Source organism: Pseudomonas sp. XWY-1 (genome assembly GCF_002953115.1).
GTDB lineage: Bacteria > Pseudomonadota > Gammaproteobacteria > Pseudomonadales > Pseudomonadaceae > Aquipseudomonas > Aquipseudomonas alloputida.
On sequence record NZ_CP026332.1, the window covers coordinates 1,185,989 to 1,212,660 of the forward strand.

The following is a 26,672-nucleotide window of genomic DNA, read 5'->3' on the forward strand; positions in this document are numbered from 1 at the left end:
AAGTTGCCGGGCGCTGCAAAATAAAATCGGGGTAGCGAAAATCATTCTCGAGCGTAGGAGCGGGTTCACCCGCGAAAGGGCCGGTCCTGCTGGCCAATTTCACCCGCCGTTCACCGTTGCCGCCGCTACCGTATTCGCGGGTAAACCCGCTCCTACAGGGGGGCGCGCAGCAGTTTCTGCCGCCAGCTTTCCTGCTCATGTGCGGACGCCTCGACCAGATACGCGTAACGCCCGGCCATCCGCACCGCCACCGGTATCCCGTCGCGATACAGAAGCCGGTTGCCAATCACTGCCGGCACTTTCGCCCCAGGCAGCAACGAGCCGATCAGGTTCAGCGGGTCACCGGCGCTCACCACCTGCAGCGTTCCGTCCGGTTCACGTCGTCTCACTTGCCGCAGCAATACTACCGCCTCAGGCAAGGCGAACTGTTCACCGGCCAGCCCGGCAATGAAGCGCCCGCCCCGGACCTCGCCACGCGCTTCCAATCGGTGATAGCAGCGCAGCAGCTCACGCCAGGGCGGCAGTACATCACTCTCGCGCGCCAACAGCCGCCAGCAGATCACGCCATAGCGGCGCAGCAGCGTGCGGGCAATGTGCTCCAGGCGCTGGTCGTGATCCGGGGGCGCATCGCTGCGGCGCAGCAGGGCCCAACGTCCGGCATGCGCCATGCTGCTGGAAAGCGGCGGGTGACCTCGGCGGCTGTTACGTGAGCTGCGCTTGGTTGCGGGCGTGATCAGGCTGCGCAAGCCAGTGAAACTGTCCGCCCCGGCCAGGCCCGAGCCCACCAGCTCCTGCAGTGCAGTTTCCAGTTCACTGGGCAGCAGGTGTGCCTCATGTGCCAGTTCATCGAAGAACAGCGCACCCTGGGTTTTCAGCGCTTCGTGCACACGTTGCGCACGTAGGCCAAGGGCGTCGACAGCAGGTGCGGGCGCCAGGCTGCGCCACGTGTTCAACTGGTCCCGCGGCAGCAACACCAGTGGGGTACTGGTCAACGTGCTGCTCGCCACTGTTGCCGCCAGCCGGCTCCAGGCAAACTGGCCGCTTCGGCAGGCTTCGTCGAGCCAGTGCGGACTGTAGTCTTTGATACGCGCCGGCAGCAGTTCCGCCTCCCAGGCCGCTGCGGCGCTGGGGAACCCTTGTAACTGGCCCAGCACTTCGACCACCGCCTGCGGACCACGCAGGCGCTCGTCTGGCGCCAGGTGCTGCCAATCGAACAGAAAGCGCATGAAGTCTTGCAGGCTGACCGGTTCGATCTCGCGGCGCAGGCGTTTGACCGTGTAGCGGTGGATGCGCGCCAGCAAGTGGCGTTCGCACCATTGCAGGTCAGTTGCACCTGGGCTGAAATGCCCGCGCAGCACATAGCCTTCGGCTTCCAGGCGGGCCAGAGCCTGCTCGATATCGGTTACCGGTTTGCCCAATGGCGCAGCGATCTGCGCCAGGGTCTGTGGGCCATGGCCGCTCAGGCGGGCGCGCAGCAGTTCGCTCAGAGCGTTGTCGGGCTCGATGGGCTGGTCGAAGCCAGCGAGCCGTTCGAGCGGTGGCTCCCTGTGCGCTGTGGGGTACAGTGCCAGCAGCAGGTTCAGGCGTTCGCGGGCCAACCAGAGCTTGTCATCGGGCAGGCGCAAGGCACGCCCAGCCTTGGCCAGCTGCCTTAGCAGCAAATCCCAGCAGGGGTTGGCATCTACCTCGACCTGACCGATGGCACCCAGGCTCATCAATGCCTCGTGCATTTCGTCGGGATTGGCCGGCTGTGGCCAGGCCTCGGCCGCGACGGCAGCAATGGCATCAGCGTCCAGCGCGCCCAGGTCGTCGCTACTGTGCACGTCGTTCCAGCGCCGGTTGAGCACCGCCTGGGTACGTCGCTCTTCCAGTGGCGCATCGTCCAGAAAGGCATAAGGCCGGGCGTTGAGAATCGCTGATGCCAGCGGCGAGGGGGCGGGCAAATCCCGGCACAGCAAGCGCACTGCACCGCTTTCCATGCGCCGCAGCAGGGCCAGCCAGCCTTCGCTGTCCATCGCCTCGTGCAGGCAGTCGTCGAGGGTTTGCTCGACCAGCGGATGGTCGGGAATCTGCCGCTCGCCGACGATGTTCTCCAGGCAGGCGATCTGGTCGGGGAACACGGCGGCAACCAGGTCCTCACTCTTCATGCGCTGGATTTGTGGCGCCACCTTGCGTCCGCCCACAAAGCGCGGCAGTGCCATGGCCACGCCTGCATTCCAGCGCCAGCGCACGCCAAACAGCGGTGCATCGAGCAGGGCCTGGATGAGAATCGGCTCGGCGCTGCGGCTGTTCAGGTAACGCCACACTTCGTCCAGCTTGAAACTGTGGCTGGTCGACAGTGACAGCACGATGGCGTCCTCGCTGGCGGCAGCCTGCAGTTCGAAGTTGAAGGTGCGGCAGAAGCGCTTGCGCAGGGCCAGGCCCCAGGCGCGGTTGATGCGGCTACCGTAGGGTGAATGAATGATCAGTTGTGTCCCGCCGGACTCATCGAAAAAACGTTCCATCACCAGCGTATCCTGCGAGGGCAGGGCGCCAAGCACTTCACGGGTGCGGGCCAGGTAGTCGAGCAACTGGCCCGCACAAGCTTCCTCCAGTTCGAAGGTCGCCTGCAGCCAGGCCAGTACCTCCACCGTGTCGCCGCCTGCCTGCGCCAGTTGCTGGTCGATTCGCGCCTGCAACCGGGCTACGGCGGCAGACAGCTCGTCACTGCGCCCCGGCGCTTCACCCAGCCAGAACGGAATGGTCGGCGGCAGGCCGTGAGCATCCTCTACCCGCACCCGGCCCGGCTCTACGCGCAAAATGCGATACGAGGCGTTGCCCAGCTGGAAAATATCGCCGGCAATGCTTTCCACGGCAAAGTCTTCATTGACGCTGCCAATGTTCAGCGCCTGCGGTTCCAGTAACACGGCGTAGTCAGCGTTGTCGGGGATGGTGCCGCCGCTGGTCAGCGCAGTCAGTTGGCTGCCACGTCGGCCACGCAGCGTGCCGGTCACTACGTCACGGTGCAAGTAGGCACTGCGCACACCCTGGCGGCCGTTGTAGCCCTCGGCGAGCATGCGCAGCAGGGCCTGGTAATGGTGCTGATCGAGCTCGGCGTAAGGTGTAGCCTGGCGTAGGCAATCCAGCAGAGCCTGTTCGTGCCAGGCCTGGTTGCTGGCTTCTGCGACGATCTGCTGGGCCAGTACATCCAGTGGCGCCCGGGGGATGTGCAGTTCGTCCAGTTCGCCCTGGCGAACGCAGTCAAGCAGGGCAACGCATTCGATCAGGTCATCGCGTGAGGTGGGGAACAGGCGCCCCTTTGGCACACCATCGACCTGGTGCCCAGCGCGGCCTACCCGTTGCAGGAAGGCGGCAATCGAGCCCGGCGAGGCGATCTGGCAAACCAGGTCGATATCGCCGATATCAATGCCAAGCTCCAGCGATGCGGTTGCTACCAGCACCTGGAGCTTGCCGCTCTTGAGCCGCTGCTCCGCATCCAGGCGCAGCTCCTTGGACAGGCTGCCGTGGTGCGCGGCAACCGCCTCTTTACCCAGCCGGTCGCTGAGGTGGCGGGTGATGCGCTCGGCCAGGCGCCGGGTGTTGACGAATACCAGCGTGGTGCGGTGTTCACGGGCCAGGGTGGCCAAACGATCGTACACGAGGCCCCAGACGTCGGTAGCCATCACTGCCCCCAGCGGTACTGGCGGCACTTCGATAGCCAGATCGCGCTGGCGCGCATGGCCGACATCGACGATGGCGCAGGCACGCCCGCTCCCGACCAGAAACTGTGCCACACGCTCTACCGGCCGTTGCGTGGCGGACAGGCCTATACGCCGCAGTGGCCTTTTGCACAAGGCTTGCAGTCGTTCCAAGGTCAGTGCCAGGTGGGCGCCGCGCTTGTTGCCGGCCAGGGCGTGGATTTCATCGACGATCACGGTGTGCACGTTGGCCAGGCCTTCACGGCCAGAAGCGGAGCCCATCAGCACGTAAAGCGATTCGGGGGTCGTCACCAGAATGTGCGGGGCCAGCTTGCGCATGGCGGCACGTTCCTTTTGCGGTGTGTCGCCCGTGCGCACGGCCGTAGTGATACGTGGGGCGTTCAGGCCTTGGTCGGCGATGGCTTGGCTGATGCCTTCGAGTGGGGCCTGCAGGTTAAGACGGATGTCATTGGACAGGGCCTTCAGAGGTGAAATATAGATCACTAGAGTCTGTGCGGGCAGCTCGCCCTGGTGCTTCATGCCTTCGCGCAGCAGTTCATCGAGCACGGCCAGAAAAGCGCTCAGGGTCTTGCCTGATCCGGTCGGCGCGGCCAGCAGCATGGATTGCCCGGCGTGGATCAATGGCCAGGCCTGGGCCTGGGCATCGGTTACCGTGGCGAAGTAGCGGCGGAACCAGGTGCTGACGGCAGGATGGAACAGCTCGAGCACCGGGTGGTGTTTGGCGGGCAGGTTCATGTGTTGTTTATGGAGGGTGTGCAACGGGTTGGCAAGGGGCCGCTCGTCTGTCAGGCCGGCACAGGAATGACCGGTCTTGTCAGGCCAATGACCCCATGGGATCCTCGCGAGTCAATTTTTTCAGCGAGCTCATCCATGCCCAACATCATCCGCATCGCCGCCGCCCTGCTGATCGACCCTCAGGGCCGCACCCTGCTGGTGCGCAAGCGTGGCACCGAGGCGTTCATGCAGCCAGGCGGCAAGATCGATGCCGGTGAAACGCCGGTACAGGCGCTGGTGCGCGAGTTGCACGAGGAACTGGGCCTGCGCATCGACCCGGCTCAAGCCATGCACCTGGGCCAGTTCAGTGCCCCCGCCGCCAACGAGCCAGGCTTCGAAGTGCAAGCCGAGCTGTTCCGTGTCGACAGCGCCGCTGCCGTGGTGCCGGCCGCAGAGATCGAGGAGGTGGTCTGGCTGGCAGCAGATCAGGCACCCGTCATGCCACTGGCTCCCCTGACCCGCGACTTGATCCTGCCGTTGTATCGCCAGGCGCTCAACGCACCGCGCTGACGCCGTCGAGGGTGGCGAACGAAGTGTCCTTGGCTGTCAGCAAAAAATCGCGCATGTACGGGGCATCGAGCATGTCGGTGCGTACGGCGGCATAAAGCGTGGCAAACAGGCCTTTCTCACCCAGGCGTTTGCCCTTCACATAGCCGCGCGAGCTGTACTCGTGCAGCGCCCAATGCGGCATGCCGCATACGCCACGGCCGCTGGCCACCAGTTGCATCATCATCACCGTCAGCTCCGAGGTACGCACGGCGGCTGGCTCGATATCGGCCGGCTCCAGGAAGCGGGTGAAGATGTCCAGGCGATCGCGCTCCACCGGGTAGGTGATCAGCGTCTGGTCGAGCAAGTCTTGCGGCACGATGTAAGGCTTGCTGGCCAGCGGGTGCTGGTTGGCCACTGCCAGCATCGCCTCGTAGGTGAACAGCGGCACATAAGTGATGCCTGCCAGGTCCACCGGGTCGGAGGTCACCACCAGGTCAAGGTCGCCGCGGGCCAGGGCCGGCAGCGGGGCGAAGGCAAAGCCCGAGGCCAGGTCCAGTTCCACTTCCGGCCAGGCATCACGGAACTGGTCGATGGTCGGCATCAGCCACTGGAAGCAACTGTGGCATTCGATAGCCATGTGCAGGCGTCCGGCAGTGCCTCCGGCCAGGCGTGCGATGTCACGTTCGGCACTGCGCAGCAACGGCAGGGTGGCATCAGCCAGTTGCAGCAGACGCAGCCCGGCGCTGGTGAAGCGGATCGGCTTGGTCTTGCGCACGAAAATCGGGAGGCCCAGGCGCTCTTCAAGCTCCTTGAACTGGTGCGACAACGCCGACTGGGTCAGGTGCAGGCGTTCGGCGGCCTCCACCAGGCTGTCGGCCTCGCGCAGGGCATGAAGGGTTTTCAGGTGACGGATCTCCAGCACAGATAACTCCGGGGTATGGAATAGAGGAACCAGGTAATGAGTTGAGTTTCTCTCATGATGCTACATCTGTCGACTGGGCGATCGTCGCACCGCCTGGCGGGAGTCATGAAACTGTCACCGAACTGTGGCAGCGCGCCCGAACAGAATTCATCAGACTCGCGCTCTACTGGGGATCTGCATTCTGGTGTTTCTTTCATGCGGGCTTTTTGGTTTTTTCTTTTCTTTCTGTTCAGCGCACCGGCGAGTTTCGCCGAACAGCGCTGTGACGCCCAGGTGCCGGTGCAGCGTGCCGAACTCGGTGCCGTCAGCCTGGTGTACCAGAGCGTCGGTGCGCCACGCGACCCGGCCTTGCTGCTGGTCATGGGCTTGGGCGGGCAGCTGATTCATTGGCCAGACGACGTGGTCGAGGCATTGTGCCGCCAAGGTTTTCGGGTGATTCGCTATGACAACCGCGATGTCGGCCTGTCACGCTGGAACCAGGTACCACCGCACGCCAATCTGACGCTCGAACTGTTGCGTTACAAGCTGGGCCTGCCCGTGTCGGCGCCCTACACGCTGACTGATATGGCCGATGACGGCTTGCACCTGATGGACGCGTTGGGCGTGCGCCAGTTTCATGTATTGGGGGTGAGCATGGGCGGCATGATTGCCCAGCACCTGGCGGCGATGGCGCCCGAGCGTGTGCGCAGCCTGACGCTGGTCATGTCCAGTTCAGGGGCGGCGGGGCTGCCGGCGCCGGACCCGGCGCTGGTGCAGTTGCTGGCCCGGCGCAGCGCACCGAATCGTGAAGTGGCAATCGAGCAGCAGGCCGACCTGCTGGCGGCCTTGGGCAGCCCTGAGGTACGGGACGACCGCGAGGTGTTGCTGCACCAGGCGGCGCAGGCCTACGACCGAGCGTTCAACCCTGACGGGGCCAAGCGCCAAATCATGGCGATACTGGCCGAGCCGAGCCGCGTCGAGTTGCTCAACCAGTTGCGAGTGCCGACCCTGGTGGTACACGGCACGGCTGATCCGTTATTGCCGGTGATGCATGGCGTGCACCTGGCGGCGCATATCCGGGGCAGCCAGTTGCGCTTGATCCCGGGGCTGGCGCACCGTTTCCAGGAGCCGTTCAAGGCGCCGTTACTGGGGGCGGTGTTGCCTTATTTGCAGGCTCACAGGCAAGAGGTCACGCACATCGCAGGGCTCTGAATCCGCGCTGGCTTCTTCGCGGGCTTGCCCGCTCCCACAGGTGCTGCACCGATCTCAGACATTGTGGAGACCCTGGGAGCGGGCGAGCCCGCGAAGCAGCCAGTGCCGATTTCGCTCAGTGCATCCGCACCCACAAAGTCACCAGCACGGTCGCGGCGATCAGCCAGGCCACCGTGGCCAGCGCCATCGAAGCCTCGAGGCGCAAGCGGTCGACCAGTACATACAGGGTTGCCAGGTACACGAAATACGGAATGATCGACCACATGCCAAACAGGATGGTGGTCTTCAGGTCGGCAATGCTGCGCCCCTTGCCGACGATGTAGTGGGCAATCAGGGCGAAGGTGGGGAACAGCGGCACCAGCCCTGCGATGTAGTAGTTGCGCGTTTTCGACAGCACCGCCAGCAACAGCACCACGCCTGCGCCCAGGGCCGCTTTGAATACCAGGTCCACGTTGTTTTCCAGTTTGGGTTCAGTCAGGCGAGGCCGTATTTTTTCACTTTGTCGAACAGCGTGGTCTTGGCCATGCCCAGCTCCTGGCTGGCCTGGCTCAGGTTGCCACCCGTGCGTTGCAGGGCATCAGTGAGCAGGTTGCGTTCGAATGCTTCCACCGCCTCGGCAAAAAGCAGGCCTTGGTTGGCACCACCGCTGGGGCCTTTCTTGAACGCTGGTAGGCCGAGGGCATAGCGTTCGGCCACGTTGCGCAACTCGCGCACGTTACCTGGCCAGTCGTGGGCCATCAGGCGCGACAGGGTCTGGCTGTCCAGTGTCGGTGTTTCCCGATCGAAGCGCAGGGCCGACTGCTGCAGGAAATGTTCGAACAACTGCAGGATGTCTTCACGGCGCTCACGCAGCGGCGGCAGCTCCAGGGTGACCACGTTCAGCCGGTAATACAGGTCGCTGCGGAACTGGCCGCTCTGGCCCAAGGCATCAAGGTCCGCCTTTGTCGCGGCGATCACCCGGCAATCCACCGGGATGCTCTGGTTCGAGCCCAATCGCTCCAGGGTGCGCTCCTGCAGCACGCGCAGCAGCTTGATCTGCAGGTTGATCGGCATGCTCTCCACTTCATCGAGGAACAGCGTGCCGCCATTGGCGTGTTCGATCTTGCCGATGCGGCGTTTGCCGGCACCGGTGAAGGCGTTGGCCTCGTGGCCGAATATCTCGCTTTCAAACAGGTTTTCCGGCAGGCCTCCACAGTTCAGCGCCACGAACGGGTGGCTCTGGCGGCGGCTGAAGTCGTGCAGGCAGCGTGCGACCAGCTCTTTGCCGGTGCCGGTCTCGCCTTCGATCAGCACGTTGGCTGAGGTGTCGGCGACGTTGGCGATCAGTTCGCGCAAATGCTCCATGGCCGGTGAGCGGCCAATGATGCGTCCCTCCAGGCTGCTCTGTTCGGCCAGCTGGCGGCGCAGGGCCACCACTTCGCGTGATAGCCCGCGCTGTTCCAGCGCGCGGCGTACCACGTCGACCAGGCGCTCGGGGGAGAACGGTTTTTCCATGAAGTCGTAGGCGCCGTTACGCATGGCGCCAACGGCCATGTCGATATCGCCATGGCCAGTGATCAGCACCACCGGCAGGCTGCGGTCACGGGCCTTGAGGCGATTGAGCAGCTCCAGGCCATCAATACCCGGCAGGCGGATGTCGCTGACGACAATGCCGGCGAAATCGTCGCCGATGCGTTCCAACGCCTGTTCGGCGCTGCCTACGCCCTCGCAGGCGATATCCTCCAGGGCCAGCGCCTGCTGGCAGCCGAGCAGCACATGCGGGTCGTCTTCGACGATCAGGACGGTAAGAGGCGCTTGGTTCATGGATGCTCTGCCGATTCGCTAGGGGGTGAAACCAGAGGCAGGGCCAGGACAAAGGCCGTGCCGCCGGTGACGGGATGCTCGACGTTTAGGCTTCCCTTGGCGGCGGCGGCAAGGCTCGCCGACAGGGTCAGGCCCAGGCCCAGGCCATGCTCGCCCGGTTTGGTGGTAAAGAAAGGTTCGAACAGGTGCTTGCGCGCTTCGGGGTCGATACCGTGGCCGTTGTCGCGCACCTGCAAACGGTACTTGTCACCCTGCAACTCACCTTCCAGCCATAGCTCAGGCTGCGGTTGTGCGGCCATGGCGTCAAGGGCATTCCCGATCAGGTTGACCAGAATCTGCTCCAGGCGGGTCTGGTCGATGGCCAGTTGCTGGTCCTCGAACTGGTGGTGCAATTGCAAATGACAGGCACTGATGCGGTTGGCCAGCACCTGCAGGGTGGCCTCTACTGCCTTGGCCAGTGAAGCCTGGCCGCTGTCATCGCCGCGCCGGGCGAACGAGCGCAGGCTGGCGGTGATGCGGCCCATGCGGTCGATCAGGTCATTCATGGTGCGCAGGTTGGTGCTGGCGGTTTCCAGCGCCCCGCGCTCGAGGAAGCGCACTGTATTGCCAGAAAGGGTGCGCAGCGCAGCCAGTGGCTGGTTCAGCTCGTGGGCAATGCTGGTGGACATCTGCCCGATGGCGGCCAGCTTACCTGCCTGCACCAGCTCATCCTGGGCGTGGCGCAAGGTCTGCTCGGCATGCCGGCGCTCGCGAATCTGGCCCTTGAGGCGTTCGTTGCTGGCGCGCAGGTCGGCGGTGCGTTCGGCAATCCGCCGCTCCAGCTGGCTGTTGGCCTCTTCAAGGGCTTCGCGCGCCGCCAGGCGTGTGGCGATCACTTTGCGCCGCTCGTTCCAGGCAATGCCGAGGATCGCCAGCAAGGCAAAGGCCACGCCCACCAGAATGCCCTGCACCATGGATTCGCGACGCAGGTCCTGCAGTGGGGTCAGCAGGGTGAAATGCCAGGGCGTGTCGACCAGGCGTCTGGTTTGCGCCAGGTAGGCCACTTCGTGCGGTTTGCCATGAGCGGTTTCGGTGTTGGCCGGGAAGGTCAGTTTTTCCACACCATCGGCCAGGGTTTCCCGGGCCAGGGGCTGCAATTCGTTCAGCGGCCACCAGTAGTACTGCAGGCTTCGCGCCAGGCGCTCCTTGATTTGCGGGGTCAGCGGGCGCACCGACTTGAGGCGCCGGGCCGGGTCGCTGGAGAGAATGATGATGCCATTCTCGTCACTGACGAACGCCTCCAGGCGGGCACGCTGCCAGCGCTCCTCGAGGGTGTCCAGGCGTACCTTGATCACCGCAACGCCTATGATCTTGCCGTGCTCCTCAAGCCCATGGGCCAGGTAATAGCCGGCCTCGCCCGTGGTACTGCCGATGCCGTAGAACCGCCCTGGCTCGCCGCGCACGGCAGTCTGGAAGTAGGCGCGGAACGACAGGTCTTCACCCAGGAACGAGTCGGCATCGCGCCAGTTGCTGGTGGCCTGTACCCGGCCATTGGTGTCGAGGACGAAGATGGCCCGACTGCGACTGCGACGGTTCAGGCCTTCAAGGTATTCGTTGACCGTCTGGCGTGAGGCACCGTCCGGGTCGTTGAGCAGGTGCGAGACGCTGTCTTCCAGCTCCAGCAGGCTCGGCAAGTAGGTGTACTTGCTGATTTCGCTTTCGACCGTGCGTGCGTGCAGTTCCAGCTGGCGTTCGCCGTTTTCGCTGAGGGTGCGGATACCATTGCTCTCGCTGATCAGGTAGCCAGCCATTCCCAGGCCGACCATCAGCAGGATGATCAGTGGTGGTAACAGCAATTGACGGATCAGGCGGGAATTCACGGCAGGCTTGGCAGGGCGAAGTAGCGAGGGATCGCATTTCATCACAGTGGCCTTGTTACGACCAGCTTCCGCTGCCTGGTGGGTCCCTGGCAGCGGAAGCTGTGGCCGGGTCAGTGCTGCAGGATCTTGCTGAGGAAGTGCTGGGTGCGCTGGTCGCGGGCGCTCTGGTCACCGAAGAACTCTTCCTTGGTGCAGTCTTCGATGATGCTGCCCTTGTCCATGAAGATGACCCGGTTGGCGACTTTGCGGGCAAAGCCCATCTCGTGGGTTACGCACATCATGGTCATGCCTTCGTGGGCCAGTTGCACCATCACGTCCAGTACCTCGCTGACCATTTCCGGGTCCAGTGCGGAGGTAGGTTCGTCGAACAGCATGACGATCGGGTCCATCGCCAGGGCGCGGGCGATTGCCACGCGCTGCTGCTGGCCACCGGAGAGCTGGCCGGGGTGTTTCTTGGCATGGGCACTGAGGCCTACACGGTCGAGCAGCGCCAGGCCCTTCTTGGTGGCTTCCGCCTCGCTGCGGCCCAGTACCTTGCGCTGGGCAATGGTCAGGTTCTCGGTGATGGTCAGGTGCGGGAACAGCTCGAAGTGCTGGAACACCATGCCCACGCGCGAGCGCAGCTTGGGCAGGTTGGTCTTCGGGTCGGCAATCGAAGTGCCATCGACCACGATGTCGCCCTTCTGGAACGGCTCCAGCGCGTTGACGCACTTGATCAGGGTGGACTTGCCCGAGCCCGACGGGCCACAGACCACCACCACCTCACCTTTCTTGACCTCGGTGCTGCAGTCGGTCAGTACCTGGAAGTCGCCGTACCACTTGTTGACGTTCTTGATGGAAATCATACGGTGATCCTTTTTTGCAGGCGCTTGACCAGCCACGAAGCGGAGAAGCTGATGAGGAAGTAGACGACGCCGGCGAAGATCAGGAACTCATGGGAGCGCCCGATGATGTCGCCGTTGGAGCGTGCCGAGTTGAGGAAGTCGACCAGGCCCACGGTGTATACCAGCGAGGTGTCCTGGAACAGGATGATGCTCTGCTGCAGCAGCAGCGGGGTCATCTTGCGGAAGGCCTGGGGCAGGATGATCAGGCGCATGGTCTGCGCGTAGTTCATGCCCAGCGCTTGTGCGGCGCCCATCTGGCCCTTGGAGATCGACTGCACACCGGCGCGGACGATTTCGCAGAAATACGCGGCCTCGAACATCATGAAGGCGACCACGCAGGAGGTGAAGGCACCCACCGGGGTATCTTCGCCGGTGATCCAGCGCAGCACGAACGGTACCGCCAGGTAGAACCAGGTGATCACCAGCAGCAGCGGGATCGAGCGGAAGTAGTTGACGTAGGCGCCGGCCAGGTTCGACAGCAGTTTGCTCGACGACAGGCGCATCAGTGCCAGGATGGTGCCCAGCACGATACCGCCGATGACTCCCATGACCATCAGTTTGAGGGTCATGACCATGCCCTCCCAGAGGGCAGGCAGGGCGGGGATGATTTCGCTGAAATCCATTTCCATTTACTTGCCCCCCACGGAAATCAGGCCAGGCACGGCGACTTTCTTCTCGACCATGCGCATGAGCAGCATCAGGCCCATGTTCAGGGTGAAGTAGATCAGCGTGGCCAAAGTGAACGCCTCGAACAGGTTGGCGGAAAACTCTGCGGTCTGTTTGGTCTGCGCCAGCAGCTCCATCAGGCCGATCAGCGACGCCACCGAGGAGTTCTTGAATACGTTGAGGAACTCGGAGGTGAGCGGCGGAATGATGATCCGGTAGGCTTGCGGCAGTAGCACATTGTTGTAGATCTGCGGGAGGCTGAAGCCCATGGCGCGGGCGGCAGCTTCCTGGCCTTTGGGCAGCGCCTGGATACCGGTACGCACTTGCTCACAGACGCGCGCGGCGGTGAACAGGCCCAGGCAGATGACCACGCTGATCAGCGCCGAAGTGGTCGGGTTGAGGTCCTGCTTGAACCATTCCTGCAAGCCTTCTGGCAGCAGGTCCGGTACCAGGAAGTACCAGATGAACAGTTGCACCAGCAGTGGCACGTTGCGGAACAGTTCCACGTAGGCGGTGGCGATACCCGATACCAGGCGGTTCGGTACGGTACGCATGACACCGAGGAGCGACCCCAGCAGCAGCGCGATGATCCAGGCGGTGATGGCGATGGCGATGGTCCAGCCCAGGCCGGTGATGTACCAGTCCAGATAGGTTTCGCTGCCCACGCCGGTGGACTTGAAGAACACGCCCCAGTCCCAGTTGTAATTCATCGGGATTTCCCCTCAGACGGTTGTTTCACGGGCACCTTCGAGCATCCGGGGGCGCAAGGCGCCCACGGATGAAAGGTTAGACACTAATGAGTGGCCTGCAGAATTGATTCGTGCTCGTGAGCACCAGGCCACTATTTACTGAGGATCAGGACTTCTTCTCGTCCGCAGCCTTGTCGGTCGGCTCGGCGATCAGTTTTTTCAGCTCGTCGCTCATCTGGAAGTTGAGGTTCAGACCTTTAGGCGGGATCGGCTGCATGAACCACTTGTCATAGCTCTTGTTGACTTCGCCCGACTTGAAGTAGGCAACGATGGCGTCGTCGACCGCTTTCTTGAACGCAGCGTCATCCTTGCGCACCATGCAGCCGTAGATTTCGTACGACTGAGGGGTACCGGTGATGACCCAGTCCGCTGGCTTGCGCGCCTTGGCCATTTCACCGGCGAGCAGGGCGTCGTCCATCATGAAGGCCACGGCGCGGCCGCTTTCGAGCATGTTGAAGGCTTCACCGTGGTCCTTGGCGGAAATCACGTTCATCTTCATCTGCTTGTCGGCGTTCATCGCCTTGAGGATGCGCTCGGAGGTGGTACCGGCGGTGGTCACCACGTTCTTGCCGGCCAGGTCCGGGAAGTCTTTGTATGCCGGCTGACCATCCTTGACCTTGGTCAACAGGCGGGTACCGACTTCGAAGATGCCGACCGAGAAGCCGACTTGTTGCTGGCGCTCGACGTTGTTGGTGGTGGAGCCGCACTCCAGGTCGACGGTGCCGTTCTGCACCAGCGGAATACGGGTTTGCGAGGTGACCAGGTTGTAGCGGACCTTGATGTCCGTGCCCAGTTGCTTTTTCAGCGCGTCGACGACGGCCAGCTGGATGTCATGCGAGTAACCGACGGGCTCGGGTTTGCCGGCCAGGTAGGAAAATGGAATGGAGGAGTCGCGGTGCCCCAGCGTGATGGTGCCCGATTCCTTGATCTTCTTCAGGGTGCCGGTGAGCTCCTCGGCCATGGCCGGCGAAGCGATGACTGCAGCCGCGATGGCTGCGCCCAGCAATTGACGAACGATACGCATCAAATTTTCCTCGACGTGTTTGTTTTTTTTATGGAGCCGTTGGCGGACTCTTCGTTCAACGAATACAGCAAGAAGCGGGTGCATTCGGCTACCAAGTGTAGAGCATGACTCGTGCCAAGCCCTGCTGTCGACCTTAAACCACTGGTATTGCTCGTGCTTGACAGTCTCGATCTCTCTTCGGGGTTCGCCAGGCCGAATAAACAGCGATTGCTCGTTCGGTTATCCGAACGCATGGGCAGCCACCTATCCCGGTATCGCTTGCGGTAACTATGCAGTGCGCGGCAAGGGCTCAGACGTAGTGAGCTTTGCTCTTTGCCTGGAGAGTTCCACAGATGTCACTGCACCGGCTCCCGAACGATTCCATCGATAGCCTGATCGCCCAGAATTTGCCTGGATGGCTAGTCGACCACGCCCAACCGGAAAGGCTCGATGCGTTACGTAATGCCCTGAGTCGTCAGGCGCACTGCAATGCGCGGCTTGGCCCGATCCTCCAGGCCATCCCTTCTTTGCAGGCCTACGCAGCAGCGTTGCTCAAAACGAAACTGCGCAAGAGCGGCTTCAGCAACCCGGACGTGACGGGCTGGAGGGTACGGGTCTCGCAGCGGCTGTTGCTGCCCAGCGCTTCGCCTGTGCTGCTGCGGCCCACCTATGTTCGCCGCTCCAGGCGGTCATTGCTGGAGGCGGCGCTGCATAACTATCATCGTAGGGAGACACGCCCCGGGCTCACGCTCAAAGGTGAACTGGTCGATGGCAACGGTAACCGCCTGCCGATGAGCTTCCACGCGTTTGCCTCCGCATGTCGCGAGGTCGACGCAGGGGGCAAGTACCAGGCGTTGCTCACCCACCATCTACAGCCTGAAGATGGCCCGGAGGATGAGCCGGGCCAGGCCGTTTCCCGCTTGCACGGGCTGTTCGAGGCGAGTTTCAAGGCCCATTTCGAGGTGGCGATGCGGGTCGCTGCGTTGAAACAGGACATTGACGAGCGCACGTATTTTTTTCTGTTGCCACTTATTGCCGAAAAGCCGGTGGTGCCTGCGCTGGTGGGCACTGTGGTGCCCCGGCAGTTGTACCTGCTGGGCCGCCCGGTTCAGGGCGTGCTGACGCTGGAAGTGCGTTCCTCCGCTGATGGCGCAGTGGAGTCGGTGGTGATCTGGATACCCGATGACCCTCATCAGCCCGTCTCCCGTCATGCCAGCTGGGATGCACTCGACAACTACCTTGGAAAGCGCTTCCGTGCGCCGGCCTATCGGCGCTTTTTCGCACGCTTCATTACCGAGCGTGAGCGCATCAATTTCTATCGCGTATTGAATGAGCGGGTCGCACAGGCATCGACAGCCGGGGTGGAACTCGACGCCCGTTCTGCACCGATCACTGACGCACCGTTCGTACACCTGCGTCGGCAATGCCTCGCCAAGATCAGGGATGACGCCAGGGTGCTCGCCGTGCCCACCGGTGTCGAAGATGACGAAGACCGTGAAGCGCGCATGCAGGGCTACAAAGAGCTGGGTTTGAATGTGCTGAACGTGGCGGGGGCGTTCGTGCCTGTGCTTGGCGAAGTGCTGCTGGTGGCAAACGCGGTTCAGATTGCTGACGAAGTTTATGAAGGGTATGAAGATTGGCGCATGGGTGACCGCGAAGGGGCGTTGAACCACCTGTTCAACGTCGCCGAAAACGTCGTGGTCGGCGGGATGATCGCAGCCGGCAGCCAAGTGGCCGTGCGTGCTCTTGAGCGTCTGGCCTTCGTGGATGACTTGGCACCGGTGTGCACCTCCGCCGGCAAGGTCAAGCTCATGGCCACGGATCTACCCGGTTACGATGCCCAACCATTGCGTGGTGCTGGCGCACAGGAATGGTTATGGCACCTCGATGAGGGCCGTTATCGGGTGATGGAGGATCCGCAGGATGGTCGCTCCAGGATCCTGCACCCTGGTCGTCCCAGTGCCTATCGCCCTGTGATCGAGCAGAATGGCGCCGGTGGCTGGCGCCATGAACTCGAAGCTCCACAGTACTGGGAAGGGCGGGCCAATCTGGTACGCCGTTTGAGTACGCCCCTGGCAGAGCTACCGGAACCGACATGTGACTACCTGCTCCAGGTGACAGGGCTGAGTGAAGCGCAGATTCGCCGTTTGCACGTCGAGCACATGGGCGCACCTGCACGGTTGCTCGATGCCCTGGAGCTTTATCAGGCACATGAATTACACCCGGACTTCAGCGCGCCGCGACTGGCGCAGTACGTTGCTGATCGGCAAGTGCAGCCCAATGGCATCGAGCGGATATTGCGGCGCACTTTCCCCGGCCTGTCGGCTCGCTGTACCCGTGAGCTGCTTCAGCAATGCAGCGGTGCGCAGCTCGATACGCTCAGCAACGCGCAGCGGATCCCTTTGGCAGTGGCCGAGCGTGCACGATGGTCGCTGCGCGAAAGCCGTCTGGACAGGGCCTGTGCCGGTTTGCGCCTGCCGCGTTGCGTCAATCCGGACACCGAACGCCTGGCTTTGGGCTTGCTCGAGCGTCAGCTGAAATGGCCGGACACCCTGCGCATCGAACTGCGCGAAGGTAGCCCGAGTGGCCGGTATCTGGCCGGTATCGGCGCCGAGTCTGCGCAGGATGTACGGTGTATCGTGCGCCGCGGCGACGGCTACCGCTACGCCGGTCAAGGCACATCCGGCCCCTACCTGGCGGCACTGTTGGCGGCGCTGGACGAGACGCAGACAGCCGATCTCGGCGATGCCGCTGTCAGTCCTGGCGCCCTGGGCTCGTTGCTGGTCGAGGCCGCTGCCGGTGATCGCACCCAAGCGGCTGAGCTCTGTGGCATGCCGCGTCTGGGCGTTGGCCTGCGACCCCCGACCCGTTTCGGGGATGGGCGTATCGGGTATGCCTTGAGTGGGCGAGGCGAGAGCAGTCGGCGTGCAATAGGGCGTGGTATTCACCAAGTGTTTCCGACGATGACAGACGGGGAGCTACAAGCCTATCTGCTTGACCTCATGGAGCGGCGAGTAGGGTTGTGGGAGCACTACAGCCAGCTGACGGGGCAGTTGGCGCGCCTGCGTCAGAGCCTGCGCCAGTGGCGCAGGGATGCCAGTAACCCACTGGACGCCCTACGCCGCCGTCGGGTCGCTACTGCCGTACGGCGAAGCTGGCGGCGCAAGATAACCGACGAGGCCGGGGACTACGCGCTGATCATCAGCGGAGAGCGTATCGGGAGTCTGCCCGAATTACCGGAGGGGGTGAGCTTTGATCATGTGCGACGGCTGATCCTCAGTGACCTGGGCCTTGGTGAAATCAATGGGGACTTTCTTCGCCGTTTTCCCAACCTGATTGAACTCGACCTGTCCGGCAATCGCCTGACTGCGATCCCTCACGGCATTGAACATTTGCCCCGCCTGCGGCAGCTAAACCTGCGTCGCAACAGCGTGATAATGGATGAGGCCGGTGAATTGCGTCTTGCCGGGATGAGCGCGCTGCGGTACCTCGACCTCAGCCACAACCCGCTGGGAAGGGCGCCGGTACTGACGCGCCTGGGCAATTTGCGTGAAGTCAACTTGCGCTCTGCTGGCCTTGAGGCGTTGCCTGAGCGGATTTCATTTCGTGCCCACATAGACTTGCGTAACAACAACATTCGCACACTGCGCCGAGAGTTGCAGCAGCTGCGCCTGCAGGTGCACCAGTTGTCCTTGCACGATAATCCACTTGGCGAAGCTGACGCATTGCTGCTCGATGAGGCTCGAGGTGTAACCCCTGGCCAGTGGGGGTCAGCGTCCGCACGCCATCGCGCCATTGACAGTGACCTGTTCAATACCTGGGCCAACAGCACAGCCGACGCTGAACGTGATCGCCAGCAGGCCATATGGACAGCGCTGCTTGACGAACCGCACTCAGATGGAATGTTCCGCTTTCTGGCAGACTTCGTCCACGGCGAGGACTTTGAACAGCACCCTGGGCATTACCGCAGCCGAATCTGGCGGATTCTGGAAACGTGTGAGCAGCACGAGCAGTTGCGCCATCAATTGTTTCTCGAGGCATCTGGCCGGCGCAGTTGTGAGGACCGCCTGCTGCTGTTGCTGGAGCAGATGGAAATTGGGGTTTTGGTACTGCGCGCCGTCGAAGATGCTCATGGCAGCCGGATGGAAGCTCGTTTGCTAAGCCTGGCGCGTGGTTTGTTTCGCCTGGACGAGGTCGACCGCCACGCGACGTTGCACGTGCAACGCATGCATGCCGAGCACGCCCCACATATCGATGAAATCGAGACAAGGCTGTTTTACCGACAGCGGCTTGCGCGTCCATTGGGCTTGCCGATCGAGCTCGACGAAATGCACTACCCAAGTTTTGCCAACGTAACCACCAGCGACCTGCTGCGGGTCCAGGACGCGGTTTTGCAAAATGAGTCGACGGATGCCCTGATTGCCTCGTTGGCACAGCGGCCTTTCTGGGAGCAATACGCGCGCGAGTTTCATGCGCAGCGATTTGAAGACCTGGTACAGCCACTGCACCAGCGTATGGAGGCCCTGCAGGCTCAGGTAGATGAGCAAGTGATCAGCGAAAACGAGTTTCTGCAACGCTGTGAAGCACTGAAGGCTGATTTTGACCGCAGTGAGCGGGCATTGCTGGCGCGGTTGGCGCGGGAAGCCTATGAGCGCTGGGCGAATACGCCCCCTTGACGAATCAAGAGGGCTTCACCGTCGGTATCAGGCTGCGCGGCTATTCGCGCGCACCTTGCGGGCTTGCTGCAGATACGCCTCCAGGGCCATCTGCTCCTGTGCGGTCAGCGACAGGCCCAGCTTGGTGCGACGCCAGATAATGTCAGCGGTTTGCTCAGCCCATTCCTCCTCCAGCAGGTAGTCCACCTCACGGGTGAACAGCCCGGCCCCGATAGCCTGCCCGAGGTCTTCGGGGCCGTGAACGCCATCGAGCAGTCGCCACACACGGCTGCCATAGGTGAGCACCCAGCGTTTGGCCAGGTCGACAGGCAACCAGCCGCAACGTGCCAGTACGGCATCGATCAGCGCCTGTACCGTTGTCATGCCCTCTGCGCCCGGCAGTGGCGCACTGGCGGTCCAGGGGGCGCGCATCTGGGTGAAGAAGGGCTTGAGTTCAGCCATGGCAGATTCGGCCAGCTTGCGGTAAGTGGTGAGCTTGCCGCCGAACACCGACAGCAGCGGTGCCTGGCCAACCTCTGCCGAAAGGGCGAGTGTGTAGTCCCGGGTCACCGCCGAAGGGTTGTCCGACTCGTCGTTGCACAGCGGCCGAACGCCGGAGTAGGTATGCAGGATGTCGGCTTGGCTCAGTTGGTGGTTGAAGTGCTCGTTGACGACCTTCAACAGGTAATGTGTTTCCTGCTCGGTAATGGCGACCGCGGCCGGGTCGCCGCTGTATTCCCGGTCAGTGGTGCCGATCAGGGTGAAGCGGTCCAGGTACGGGATGCAGAAGACGATGCGCTGGTCTTCATTCTGCAGAATGTAGGCATGTTCGCCTTCATACAGGCGCGGCACGATAATGTGGCTGCCCTGGATCAGGCGGATGCCGTAAGGCGCATCGAGCTTGAGGTCGTCCTTGATGAAGCTGGCCACCCACGGGCCGGCGGCGTTGACCAGCGCGCGGGCATGGATCGTCTGGAGGCTGCCATCGGCGTGCTGTAGCTCTACCTGCCACAAGCCCTCTACACGTTCGGCGCGCAAGCAGCGGGTGCGGGTGCGGATATGGGCGCCAAGCTCACGGGCCGCCATGGCGTTGAGTACTACCAGGCGGGCGTCATCGACAGCGCAGTCGGCGTATTCGAAGCCGCGGGTGATTGCCGGCTTCAGCGGGTAGCCCGGGCCAAAGCGCAGGCTGCGCGAGGCGCCCAGGCGCTTGCGCTTGCCCAGGTGGTCGTAGAGGAACAGGCCGGCGCGGATCATCCATGCAGGGCGCAGGTGCGGGCGGTGCGGAAGCACGAAGCGCATAGGTTTGACGATGTGCGGCGCCTTGGCCAGCAGCACTTCGCGTTCAGCCAGGGCCTCGCGTACAAGACGAAATTCGTAGTGCTCCAGGTAGCGCAGGCCACCGTGAATCAGTTTGCTGCTGGCTGACGACGTGTGTTGGGCCAGGTCGTCTTTTTCGCAAAGGAAGACCTTCAAGCCGCGACCAGCGGCGTCGGCAGCGATGCCCACGCCATTGATGCCACCGCCGATTACGGCAAGGTCATAGCAGTTGGCTGTTGGGGGCTGGGACGAAACTGGCTGGGACACGGGCAAGGCCTCCTGGGGCTGTTCACATCGAATATGAACATTGATGTTCGTTTGCGAAAATATTAGCGCAACAGAAAGCCGGTCGCCAGTCAGTCTCTATAGAAAAAACTGATCAAATGACAATGAAGTGAACATTTACGAAAATTCAGGGGGTACGGCTTGGGTGAGGGGCGCTTGCTCACGCAGACACCAAAAATCTGGCGGCATGCACCCACCAGCCCTCACACCACCTCAAGCCTGATCTTGTTCTGATTCAACAATTGGGTAAGGGCCGGGGTTGGTGTCCGGTCGGTCACCAGGCAGTCGACCAGGTCGATCGAGCCCAGGCGCACCATGGCATTGCGCCCGAACTTGCTGGAGTCGGCGGCGAGGATCACTTGCCGGGCATTGGCAATGATGGCTTGCGATACCCGCACTTCCTGATAGTCGAAATCGAGCAGGCTGCCGTCCTCGTCGATACCGCTGATGCCCACCAGGGCGAAGTCGACCTTGAACTGGTTGATGAAATCGACACTGGCCTGGCCGACTACACCACCATCTCGGCGCACCGTGCCACCCGCCACTAGCACTTCGAAATCGTCCTTGGCGGCCAGGATCGCCGCCACATGCAAGTTGTTGGTGATGACTTTCAGGTGGCTGTGGTTGAGCAGCGCCCGTGCGATCGATTCGGTGGTGGTGCCGATGTTGATGAACAGCGACGCATGGTCGGGAATCTGCCGGGCTACGGCGTCGGCAATGCGCTGCTTTTCGTCACGCATCTGGTCGGCACGCATGGCGTAGGCGGTGTTCTCGATGCTCGAGTCGTAAGCCGCGCCGCCGTGGTAACGGCGCAGCAGGTTGAGCTCGGCAAGCTGGTTGATGTCGCGTCGGATGGTCTGGGGAGTGACAACGAACAGCTGCGCCATTTCCTCGATACTGACATAGCCGCGTTCGCGTACCAGTTCGAGGATTTGTTGTTGGCGGGGGGGCAGATTCATGGGCGGTCCTTTGGGGCTGCCGGACAAATTCTGCAATGATGCCGTAGGAAGGGGATGACGGCCAGTAGACGATTGGGGCCGCATGGCGGCCCCAACAGCGATCATGCCTCGTGATCTTCCCAGTCACGGGTACGCTCGACCGCCTTCTTCCAGCCGGCATACAGCTTTTCTTTCTGCGTTTCGTCCAGTTGCGGGCTGAACTCACGCTCGATGATCGCCTTGTCGCGCAGCTCGTCCAGGCCACTCCAGAAGCCACAGGCCAGGCCTGCCAGATAGGCGGCGCCCAGCGCCGTGGTTTCGCGCATCTGCGGCCGCTCCACGCAGGTGCCGAGGATGTCGGCCTGGAACTGCATGAGGAAGTTGTTGGCCACGGCACCACCGTCCACGCGCAGCTCGGACAAGCGCTGGCCACAGTCCTGCTGCATGGCGTCGAGGACATCGCGGGTCTGGTAGGCGATGGACTCCAGTGCGGCGCGGATGATGTGGTCCACCTTCACGCCACGTGTCAGGCCGAACAACGCACCACGGGCATACGGGTCCCAGTACGGGGCACCCAGGCCGGTAAAGGCTGGCACCAGGTACACGCCATTGCTGTCCTTGACCTTGCTGGCGAAATACTCGGTATCCAGGGCGTCGTTGACGATCTTCAGTTCGTCACGCAGCCATTGCACGGTAGAGCCACCATTGAATACCGCGCCTTCCAGTGCATAGGCCACCTCACCACGCGGGCCGCAGGCAATGGTCGTGAGCAGGCCGTGGGACGACTTCACCGCCTGGTCGCCCGTGTTCATCAACAGGAAGCAGCCAGTGCCGTAGGTATTCTTGGCTTGGCCCGGCTCCACGCACATCTGGCCGAACAGTGCCGATTGCTGGTCGCCGGCGATACCGGCGATGGCTATGCCGCTCTTGGTGTGGCCGTAAACTTCCGAGGATGGGCGCACCTCAGGCAGCATCTGCCGCGGGATGCCCAGGATTTCCAGCAGCTTGTCGTCCCACTGCAGGCTGTGGATGTTGAACATCAGCGTGCGCGAGGCGTTGGTGTAGTCGGTGACGTGAACCTTGCCACCCGTAAACTTCCAGATCAGCCAGGTGTCGATGGTGCCGAACAGCAGTTCGCCACGCTCGGCGCGTTCACGGGCGCCGTCGACATTGTCGAGGATCCATTTCAGCTTGGTGCCGGAGAAATACGGGTCGGTGACCAGGCCGGTGGTTTCACGAATGTAGCCTTCATGGCCGTCACGCTTGAGCTGAGCACAGATCTCGGTGCTGCGGCGGCACTGCCAGACAATGGCGTTGTACACCGGACGCCCGGTTTCCTTGTCCCACACCACCGTGGTTTCGCGCTGGTTGGTAATGCCCAGCGCGGCGACCTGGGCGTGGCTGATACCCGCCTGGGCCAGGGCCTCGACCATGGTCGCGCTTTGTGTGGCGAAAATCTCCATCGGGTCATGCTCGACCCAGCCCGCCTGCGGGTAATGCTGTGCGAACTCGCGCTGGGAGGTACCTACAACATTGGCGTCACGGTCGAAAATGATCGCCCGCGAACTGGTGGTACCCTGGTCCAGGGCGATGATGTAGTTCTTATCCTGGGTGTCTGTCATGGTCGTAGGCCTTGCAAGAATAGGGGGTCAGGGCTGTGCGTGATGGTGGCATCAATTGGCTTGAGTATCGCCCTGGCGAATGTCATTTGTCTCAGGGGTCGCGGCGGGCGCCGTTGGCAGGTTGCGTGCAATCAGGCCGCGATAGCTCGCTGCACCCAAGCAGGCGCCAAGGATCGGTGCAAATACCGGAACCAGGAAATAGGGAATATCCCGCCCGCCAGTGAAGGCGATTTCGCCCCAACCGGCCAGGAAGGTCATGAGTTTTGGCCCGAAATCGCGGGCCGGGTTCATCGCAAAACCCGTCAATGGGCCCATGGCGCTGCCAATCACTGCAATCAGCAGGCCGATCAGCAGCGGGGCCATGGCGCCGCGCGGCAGGCCGTTGTTGTCGTCGGTCAGGGCCATGATCACGGCCATCAGAATGGCAGTGATCACCACTTCGACCAGAAACGCCTGGCTGGTGGACAGCGACGGGTGTGGATAGGTGGAGAACACCGAGGCCAGCTCCAGGCTGCCTTCGCTACCGCGCAGCATGGCGTGGGCTTGTTCGAAATCGAAGAACAGGTTGCTGTACAGCGTGTAGACCAGTGCCGCGCCACAGAATGCGCCGCATACCTGGGCCAGCATGTAGAAGGGCAGCTTGCGCTTGTCGAACCCTGCGAACAGTGTGAGGGCGATACTCACGGCTGGGTTCAGGTGCGCACCGGAAATACCGGCGGTGAGGTAGATGGCCATGCTGACGCCCACGCCCCAGATGATACTGATTTCCCAAAGCCCGAAGCTGGCGCCGGCAACCTTGAGCGCGGCGACGCAGCCGGTGCCGAAGAAGATAAGCAGGGCGGTGCCGAGAAACTCGGCCAGGCATTGGCTGGACAGTGTGGGTTGGTGCAGAGCAGTCGTCATGTATGACCTCGTTTTTTTTGTTGTGAGGCGCGTGGCGCTCGACAGCAAAACCCGGTGTCTATCCCCATTGACCCCGGGTGATGTAGGAAATGCACCTTAAAAGGGCATCGTTTATTCAGAAACGAAAAAATATAGACAAGAAACGCTGATGTCAAAGGTCGAAAGTGAACGGTCAGTCACGATAAGGTCGCTAGAATCAGCTGCTGATCCCTGTACTAGACGCGCGCGATTGCGGTGCGGTGGCTGGGATGTGGGAATTGTCCTAAAGTAGCCGCCGAGTCGTCCCTGACTGGAGCCCTTGCATGACCCCCGCCCTAGACCTGTTGAAGAAGCACCGTGCCGAGCATCGTGTGCACAGTTATGAACATGACCCGAAGTCGGCGTCGTACGGCCTGGAGGCGGCAGAAAAGCTCGGGCTCGACCCGCAACAGGTGTTCAAGACGTTGCTGGCAAGCAGCGAGAAAGGGGAATTGCTGGTAGCGGTTGTGCCTGTGGTGGGTACCTTGGACCTCAAGGCCCTGGCCCATGCTGCCGGGGTGAAGAAGTGCGAGATGGCCGACCCGGCGGCGGCGCAGCGGGCGACCGGTTACCTGGTGGGCGGCATCAGCCCGCTGGGGCAGAAGAAGCGCCTGCGGACCTTCATTGATGACTCGGCGCAGAATTTTGCAACTATCCATGTCAGCGCCGGCAGGCGTGGCCTGGAAGTGGAGTTGGCAGCGGCGGTGCTGGCGGAGTATACGCAGGGCACGTTTGCCGGGATTGGTCGAGGCTGAGAGCAGGGGGCCGCCAAGCGGCCCTCTGGTTCTGAAGTCAAGTCGCCGAACTGTATCGACGCACGCCATTCTCCTGGCGTGGCAACTGTGCCGCAACGCTACCCGGTACCGGGAATAGCACGAGGTGATCGGCCTTCACTGCAATCTCCACATTCTCACCGATCTCGTGGTCGTTATGGCTAGGGAAGATCGCTTCGAGCTGGCTACCGGTGGGCAACTGCAGGCGGTAGAGCGTGGATGCCCCAAGGAAACTCTTGCCCACGATGTTCGCCATGAGCGCGCTGCCAGGTGCATGCACGATATCATCCGGGCGCAGCAGTACATCCACCGAGCTGCCCGGCGCCATGATGTAGGCGCGGTTACCGCGCAGCTCACCCACTTCGGTATTGACCGCCTCGTGGCTGCTCATTTGCCCACGGATGAAGTACCCCTGGCCGATGAAACTCGCCACGAATGGCGTCTGCGGTTCGTGGTAAAGGTTATAGGGCGTATCCCACTGTTCCAGGCGGCCTTCCTTGAAGACGCCAACCTGGTCGCTGACGGCAAAGGCTTCTTCCTGGTCATGGGTGACCAGAATGGCGCTGGTACCGCGGCTTTTGAGAATATCGCGAACCTCATGGCTCAGGCGCCGGCGCAGCTCCACGTCGAGGTTGGAGAATGGCTCGTCAAGCAGCAGCAGTTGCGGCTCGGGCGCCAGCGCCCGGGCCAGGGCAACACGTTGCTGCTGGCCGCCGGACAGCTCATGCGGGTAACGCCCGCCCAGCCCGCCGAGTTTGACCAGCTCCAGCATCTCTTCGATGACGGCGGCCTGGCGTGGGTGTTTGGCGATACCAAAGGCAATGTTCTGCGCCACCGTCAGGTGCGGGAACAGCGCGTAGTCCTGAAATACCATGCCGATGCGGCGCTTTTCCGGGGCCAGGGTGAACCCAGCCCGGGAAATGACCTCGCCAGCCAGGTGGATTTCACCTTCGTGCACCGGCTCGAAACCGGCGATGGCGCGCAGGGTGGTGGTCTTGCCACAACCGGATGAACCTAGCAGGCAACCGATGTCGCCTGCGTTCAGGTGCAGGTTGAGGTTCTGGACGATGCGCTGGTCGCCATAGCCGCAGGCGAGGTTGCGCAGGTTGAGCAGTAGGGGTTGACTCATGCGTGGTGGTAAGCCGGTTCTACAAGGAATTCGAGAAGCGCCTTCTGTGCATGCAGGCGGTTTTCAGCCTCGTCCCAGGCGACCGAGCGTGGGTCGTCGAGCAGGTCCTGGCTGATTTCCTCGCCACGGTGGGCGGGCAGGCAGTGCATGAAGAGGACATCGGGTGCAGCCAGGTCGAGCAGTTCGCGGGTGACCTGGTAAGGCGCGAAATGCGCCAGGCGCCGTGCAGTTTCCTCCTCCTGACCCATGGAAGTCCAGACATCGGTGACCACCAGGTGTGCATCACGCACAGCTTCCCTGGCATCCCGGATGATCTGCACGCGGTCACCGCCCAGTGCCATGAAGCGTTGATCCGGCTCATAGCCTTCGGGGCAGGCGATGCGCAGCTGGAAATCGAACTGCCTGGCGGCTTCGATATAGGAGTTGCACATGTTGAAGCCATCGCCGATCCAGGTCACGGTCTTGCCCTGAATCGAGCCGCGGTGTTCAACGAAGGTCTGCATGTCGGCCAGCAGTTGGCACGGGTGCGATTCGTCGGACAGGCCGTTGATCACGGGTACACGCGACTTGGCGGCGAACTCGGTCAGGGTGCTGTGGGCGTGGGTACGGATCATCACCGCATCAACCATGCTCGACAGCACGATGGCGCTGTCACCAATCGGCTCGCCGCGGCCCAGCTGGGTGTCGCGGGGCGAGAGGAAGATGGCCTGGCCGCCGAGCTGGATCATGCCGGCCTCGAACGACACACGGGTACGGGTCGAGGACTTTTCGAAGATCATGCCCAGTACACGGTTCTTCAGCGGTTCGAACAGCACGCCTCGCTTACGCAGGTCCTTCAGCTCGATGCCGCGGCGGATCACCCCGAGCAATTCGTCGGTGGTGAAGTCCAGCAGGGAGAGAAAGTGCCTAGCGCTCATGAGTGACTACCTTATCTGCAACGGTATGCAGGTCGACCGTATGGTTTTTTTGACAACGGGGGTGACCTGCGGCG

The 26,672-nt window shown here is 62.4% G+C and carries 19 protein-coding genes; 4 read left to right on the top strand and 15 right to left on the bottom strand.

What is annotated here, in order from left to right:
• Positions 1–152: 152 nt before the first annotated feature.
• Complete coding sequence (locus PRJ_RS05625) at positions 153–4,433, bottom strand: DEAD/DEAH box helicase (protein WP_104960895.1); 4,281 nt, start codon at positions 4,431–4,433, stop codon at positions 153–155.
• A gap of 135 nt (positions 4,434–4,568) precedes the next feature.
• On the opposite strand from PRJ_RS05625, the gene PRJ_RS05630 reads away from it, so the two are divergent.
• Positions 4,569–4,982 carry an NUDIX domain-containing protein gene (locus tag PRJ_RS05630; RefSeq protein ID WP_104960896.1) on the top strand — a complete coding sequence of 138 codons (414 nt, stop codon included), beginning with the start codon at positions 4,569–4,571 and terminating at the stop codon, positions 4,980–4,982.
• On the opposite strand, the gene metR is transcribed toward PRJ_RS05630, so the two are convergent.
• Positions 4,966–5,883, bottom strand: coding sequence for a transcriptional regulator MetR (gene metR / locus PRJ_RS05635; protein WP_003254981.1), 918 nt, complete (start codon positions 5,881–5,883; stop codon positions 4,966–4,968). The two genes, PRJ_RS05630 and metR, sit on opposite strands and share 17 nt — an antisense overlap.
• Before the next feature lie 195 nt (positions 5,884–6,078).
• Here metR and PRJ_RS05640 point away from each other — a divergent pair, with 195 nt between their 5' ends.
• Positions 6,079–7,074, top strand: coding sequence for an alpha/beta fold hydrolase (locus PRJ_RS05640; RefSeq protein ID WP_104960897.1), 996 nt, complete (start codon positions 6,079–6,081; stop codon positions 7,072–7,074).
• A 115-nt stretch (positions 7,075–7,189) separates the two neighbouring features.
• Here PRJ_RS05640 and PRJ_RS05645 read toward each other — a convergent pair whose 3' ends face one another.
• The 7 genes from PRJ_RS05645 to PRJ_RS05675 form a co-directional block, all read right to left on the bottom strand.
• Positions 7,190–7,525, bottom strand: coding sequence for a GlpM family protein (locus tag PRJ_RS05645; RefSeq protein WP_016498198.1), 336 nt, complete (start codon positions 7,523–7,525; stop codon positions 7,190–7,192).
• Between the two features lie 23 nt (positions 7,526–7,548).
• The gene (locus PRJ_RS05650; protein ID WP_010952238.1) at positions 7,549–8,877 is read right to left on the bottom strand and encodes a sigma-54 dependent transcriptional regulator; all 1,329 of its coding nucleotides are present in this window, start codon (positions 8,875–8,877) and stop codon (positions 7,549–7,551) included.
• Positions 8,874–10,778, bottom strand: a complete 1,905-nt coding sequence (locus PRJ_RS05655; RefSeq protein WP_020190712.1) for an ATP-binding protein — start codon at positions 10,776–10,778, stop codon at positions 8,874–8,876. The genes PRJ_RS05650 and PRJ_RS05655 overlap by 4 nt, the downstream gene beginning before the upstream one ends.
• A 68-nt stretch (positions 10,779–10,846) precedes the next feature.
• Positions 10,847–11,581, bottom strand: a complete 735-nt coding sequence (locus PRJ_RS05660) for an amino acid ABC transporter ATP-binding protein (protein ID WP_012273899.1) — start codon at positions 11,579–11,581, stop codon at positions 10,847–10,849.
• Positions 11,578–12,249: an amino acid ABC transporter permease gene (locus PRJ_RS05665; RefSeq protein ID WP_012051387.1), complete on the bottom strand. Its 672-nt coding sequence runs from the start codon at positions 12,247–12,249 to the stop codon at positions 11,578–11,580. The genes PRJ_RS05660 and PRJ_RS05665 overlap by 4 nt, the downstream gene beginning before the upstream one ends.
• Entirely contained in the window at positions 12,250–12,996 is a 747-nt protein-coding gene (locus PRJ_RS05670) for an amino acid ABC transporter permease (protein WP_010952242.1), read from the bottom strand.
• 145 nt (positions 12,997–13,141) lie between these two features.
• Positions 13,142–14,059: a glutamate/aspartate ABC transporter substrate-binding protein gene (locus PRJ_RS05675; RefSeq protein WP_064492331.1), complete on the bottom strand. Its 918-nt coding sequence runs from the start codon at positions 14,057–14,059 to the stop codon at positions 13,142–13,144.
• 332 nt (positions 14,060–14,391) lie between these two features.
• On the opposite strand from PRJ_RS05675, the gene PRJ_RS05680 reads away from it, so the two are divergent.
• Positions 14,392–18,714 carry an NEL-type E3 ubiquitin ligase domain-containing protein gene (locus PRJ_RS05680; protein ID WP_104960898.1) on the top strand — a complete coding sequence of 1,441 codons (4,323 nt, stop codon included), beginning with the start codon at positions 14,392–14,394 and terminating at the stop codon, positions 18,712–18,714.
• Positions 18,715–18,741: 27 nt separating this feature from the next.
• Here PRJ_RS05680 and glpD read toward each other — a convergent pair whose 3' ends face one another.
• The 4 genes from glpD to PRJ_RS05700 form a co-directional block, all read right to left on the bottom strand.
• Positions 18,742–20,280, bottom strand: coding sequence for a glycerol-3-phosphate dehydrogenase (gene glpD, locus PRJ_RS05685; RefSeq protein WP_020190708.1), 1,539 nt, complete (start codon positions 20,278–20,280; stop codon positions 18,742–18,744).
• Positions 20,281–20,501: 221 nt separating this feature from the next.
• Complete coding sequence (glpR, locus tag PRJ_RS05690; protein ID WP_010952246.1) at positions 20,502–21,257, bottom strand: DNA-binding transcriptional repressor GlpR; 756 nt, start codon at positions 21,255–21,257, stop codon at positions 20,502–20,504.
• 101 nt (positions 21,258–21,358) lie between these two features.
• Positions 21,359–22,858, bottom strand: a complete 1,500-nt coding sequence (glpK, locus tag PRJ_RS05695) for a glycerol kinase GlpK (protein WP_019750598.1) — start codon at positions 22,856–22,858, stop codon at positions 21,359–21,361.
• Between the two features lie 51 nt (positions 22,859–22,909).
• A complete protein-coding gene (locus PRJ_RS05700; RefSeq protein ID WP_104960899.1) occupies positions 22,910–23,761 on the bottom strand; it encodes an MIP/aquaporin family protein in 852 nt (283 codons plus the stop codon).
• A 302-nt stretch (positions 23,762–24,063) separates the two neighbouring features.
• On the opposite strand from PRJ_RS05700, the gene ybaK reads away from it, so the two are divergent.
• Entirely contained in the window at positions 24,064–24,534 is a 471-nt protein-coding gene (ybaK, locus tag PRJ_RS05705; protein WP_003254957.1) for a Cys-tRNA(Pro) deacylase, read from the top strand.
• Positions 24,535–24,571: 37 nt separating this feature from the next.
• Here the strand turns inward: ybaK and PRJ_RS05710 are convergent, their stop codons facing one another.
• Complete coding sequence (locus PRJ_RS05710; protein WP_010952248.1) at positions 24,572–25,681, bottom strand: ABC transporter ATP-binding protein; 1,110 nt, start codon at positions 25,679–25,681, stop codon at positions 24,572–24,574.
• On the bottom strand, positions 25,678–26,598 hold the full coding sequence (gene argF, locus PRJ_RS05715; RefSeq protein ID WP_014589911.1) for an ornithine carbamoyltransferase: 921 nt from the start codon (positions 26,596–26,598) through the stop codon (positions 25,678–25,680). The genes PRJ_RS05710 and argF overlap by 4 nt, the downstream gene beginning before the upstream one ends.
• Positions 26,599–26,672: the final 74 nt, after the last annotated feature.

Coding starts and splice junctions, on each gene's coding strand:
- PRJ_RS05625 (WP_104960895.1), bottom strand. CDS start 4,433: ATGAACCTGCCCGCCAAACACCACCCGGTGCTCGAGCTGTTCCATCCT.
- PRJ_RS05630 (WP_104960896.1), top strand. CDS start 4,569: ATGCCCAACATCATCCGCATCGCCGCCGCCCTGCTGATCGACCCTCAG.
- PRJ_RS05640 (WP_104960897.1), top strand. CDS start 6,079: ATGCGGGCTTTTTGGTTTTTTCTTTTCTTTCTGTTCAGCGCACCGGCG.
- PRJ_RS05650 (WP_010952238.1), bottom strand. CDS start 8,877: ATGAACCAAGCGCCTCTTACCGTCCTGATCGTCGAAGACGACCCGCAT.
- PRJ_RS05655 (WP_020190712.1), bottom strand. CDS start 10,778: ATGAAATGCGATCCCTCGCTACTTCGCCCTGCCAAGCCTGCCGTGAAT.
- PRJ_RS05660 (WP_012273899.1), bottom strand. CDS start 11,581: ATGATTTCCATCAAGAACGTCAACAAGTGGTACGGCGACTTCCAGGTA.
- PRJ_RS05665 (WP_012051387.1), bottom strand. CDS start 12,249: ATGGAAATGGATTTCAGCGAAATCATCCCCGCCCTGCCTGCCCTCTGG.
- PRJ_RS05670 (WP_010952242.1), bottom strand. CDS start 12,996: ATGAATTACAACTGGGACTGGGGCGTGTTCTTCAAGTCCACCGGCGTG.
- PRJ_RS05675 (WP_064492331.1), bottom strand. CDS start 14,059: ATGCGTATCGTTCGTCAATTGCTGGGCGCAGCCATCGCGGCTGCAGTC.
- PRJ_RS05680 (WP_104960898.1), top strand. CDS start 14,392: ATGTCACTGCACCGGCTCCCGAACGATTCCATCGATAGCCTGATCGCC.
- glpR (WP_010952246.1), bottom strand. CDS start 21,257: ATGAATCTGCCCCCCCGCCAACAACAAATCCTCGAACTGGTACGCGAA.
- glpK (WP_019750598.1), bottom strand. CDS start 22,858: ATGACAGACACCCAGGATAAGAACTACATCATCGCCCTGGACCAGGGT.
- PRJ_RS05700 (WP_104960899.1), bottom strand. CDS start 23,761: ATGACGACTGCTCTGCACCAACCCACACTGTCCAGCCAATGCCTGGCC.
- ybaK (WP_003254957.1), top strand. CDS start 24,064: ATGACCCCCGCCCTAGACCTGTTGAAGAAGCACCGTGCCGAGCATCGT.
- PRJ_RS05710 (WP_010952248.1), bottom strand. CDS start 25,681: ATGAGTCAACCCCTACTGCTCAACCTGCGCAACCTCGCCTGCGGCTAT.
- argF (WP_014589911.1), bottom strand. CDS start 26,598: ATGAGCGCTAGGCACTTTCTCTCCCTGCTGGACTTCACCACCGACGAA.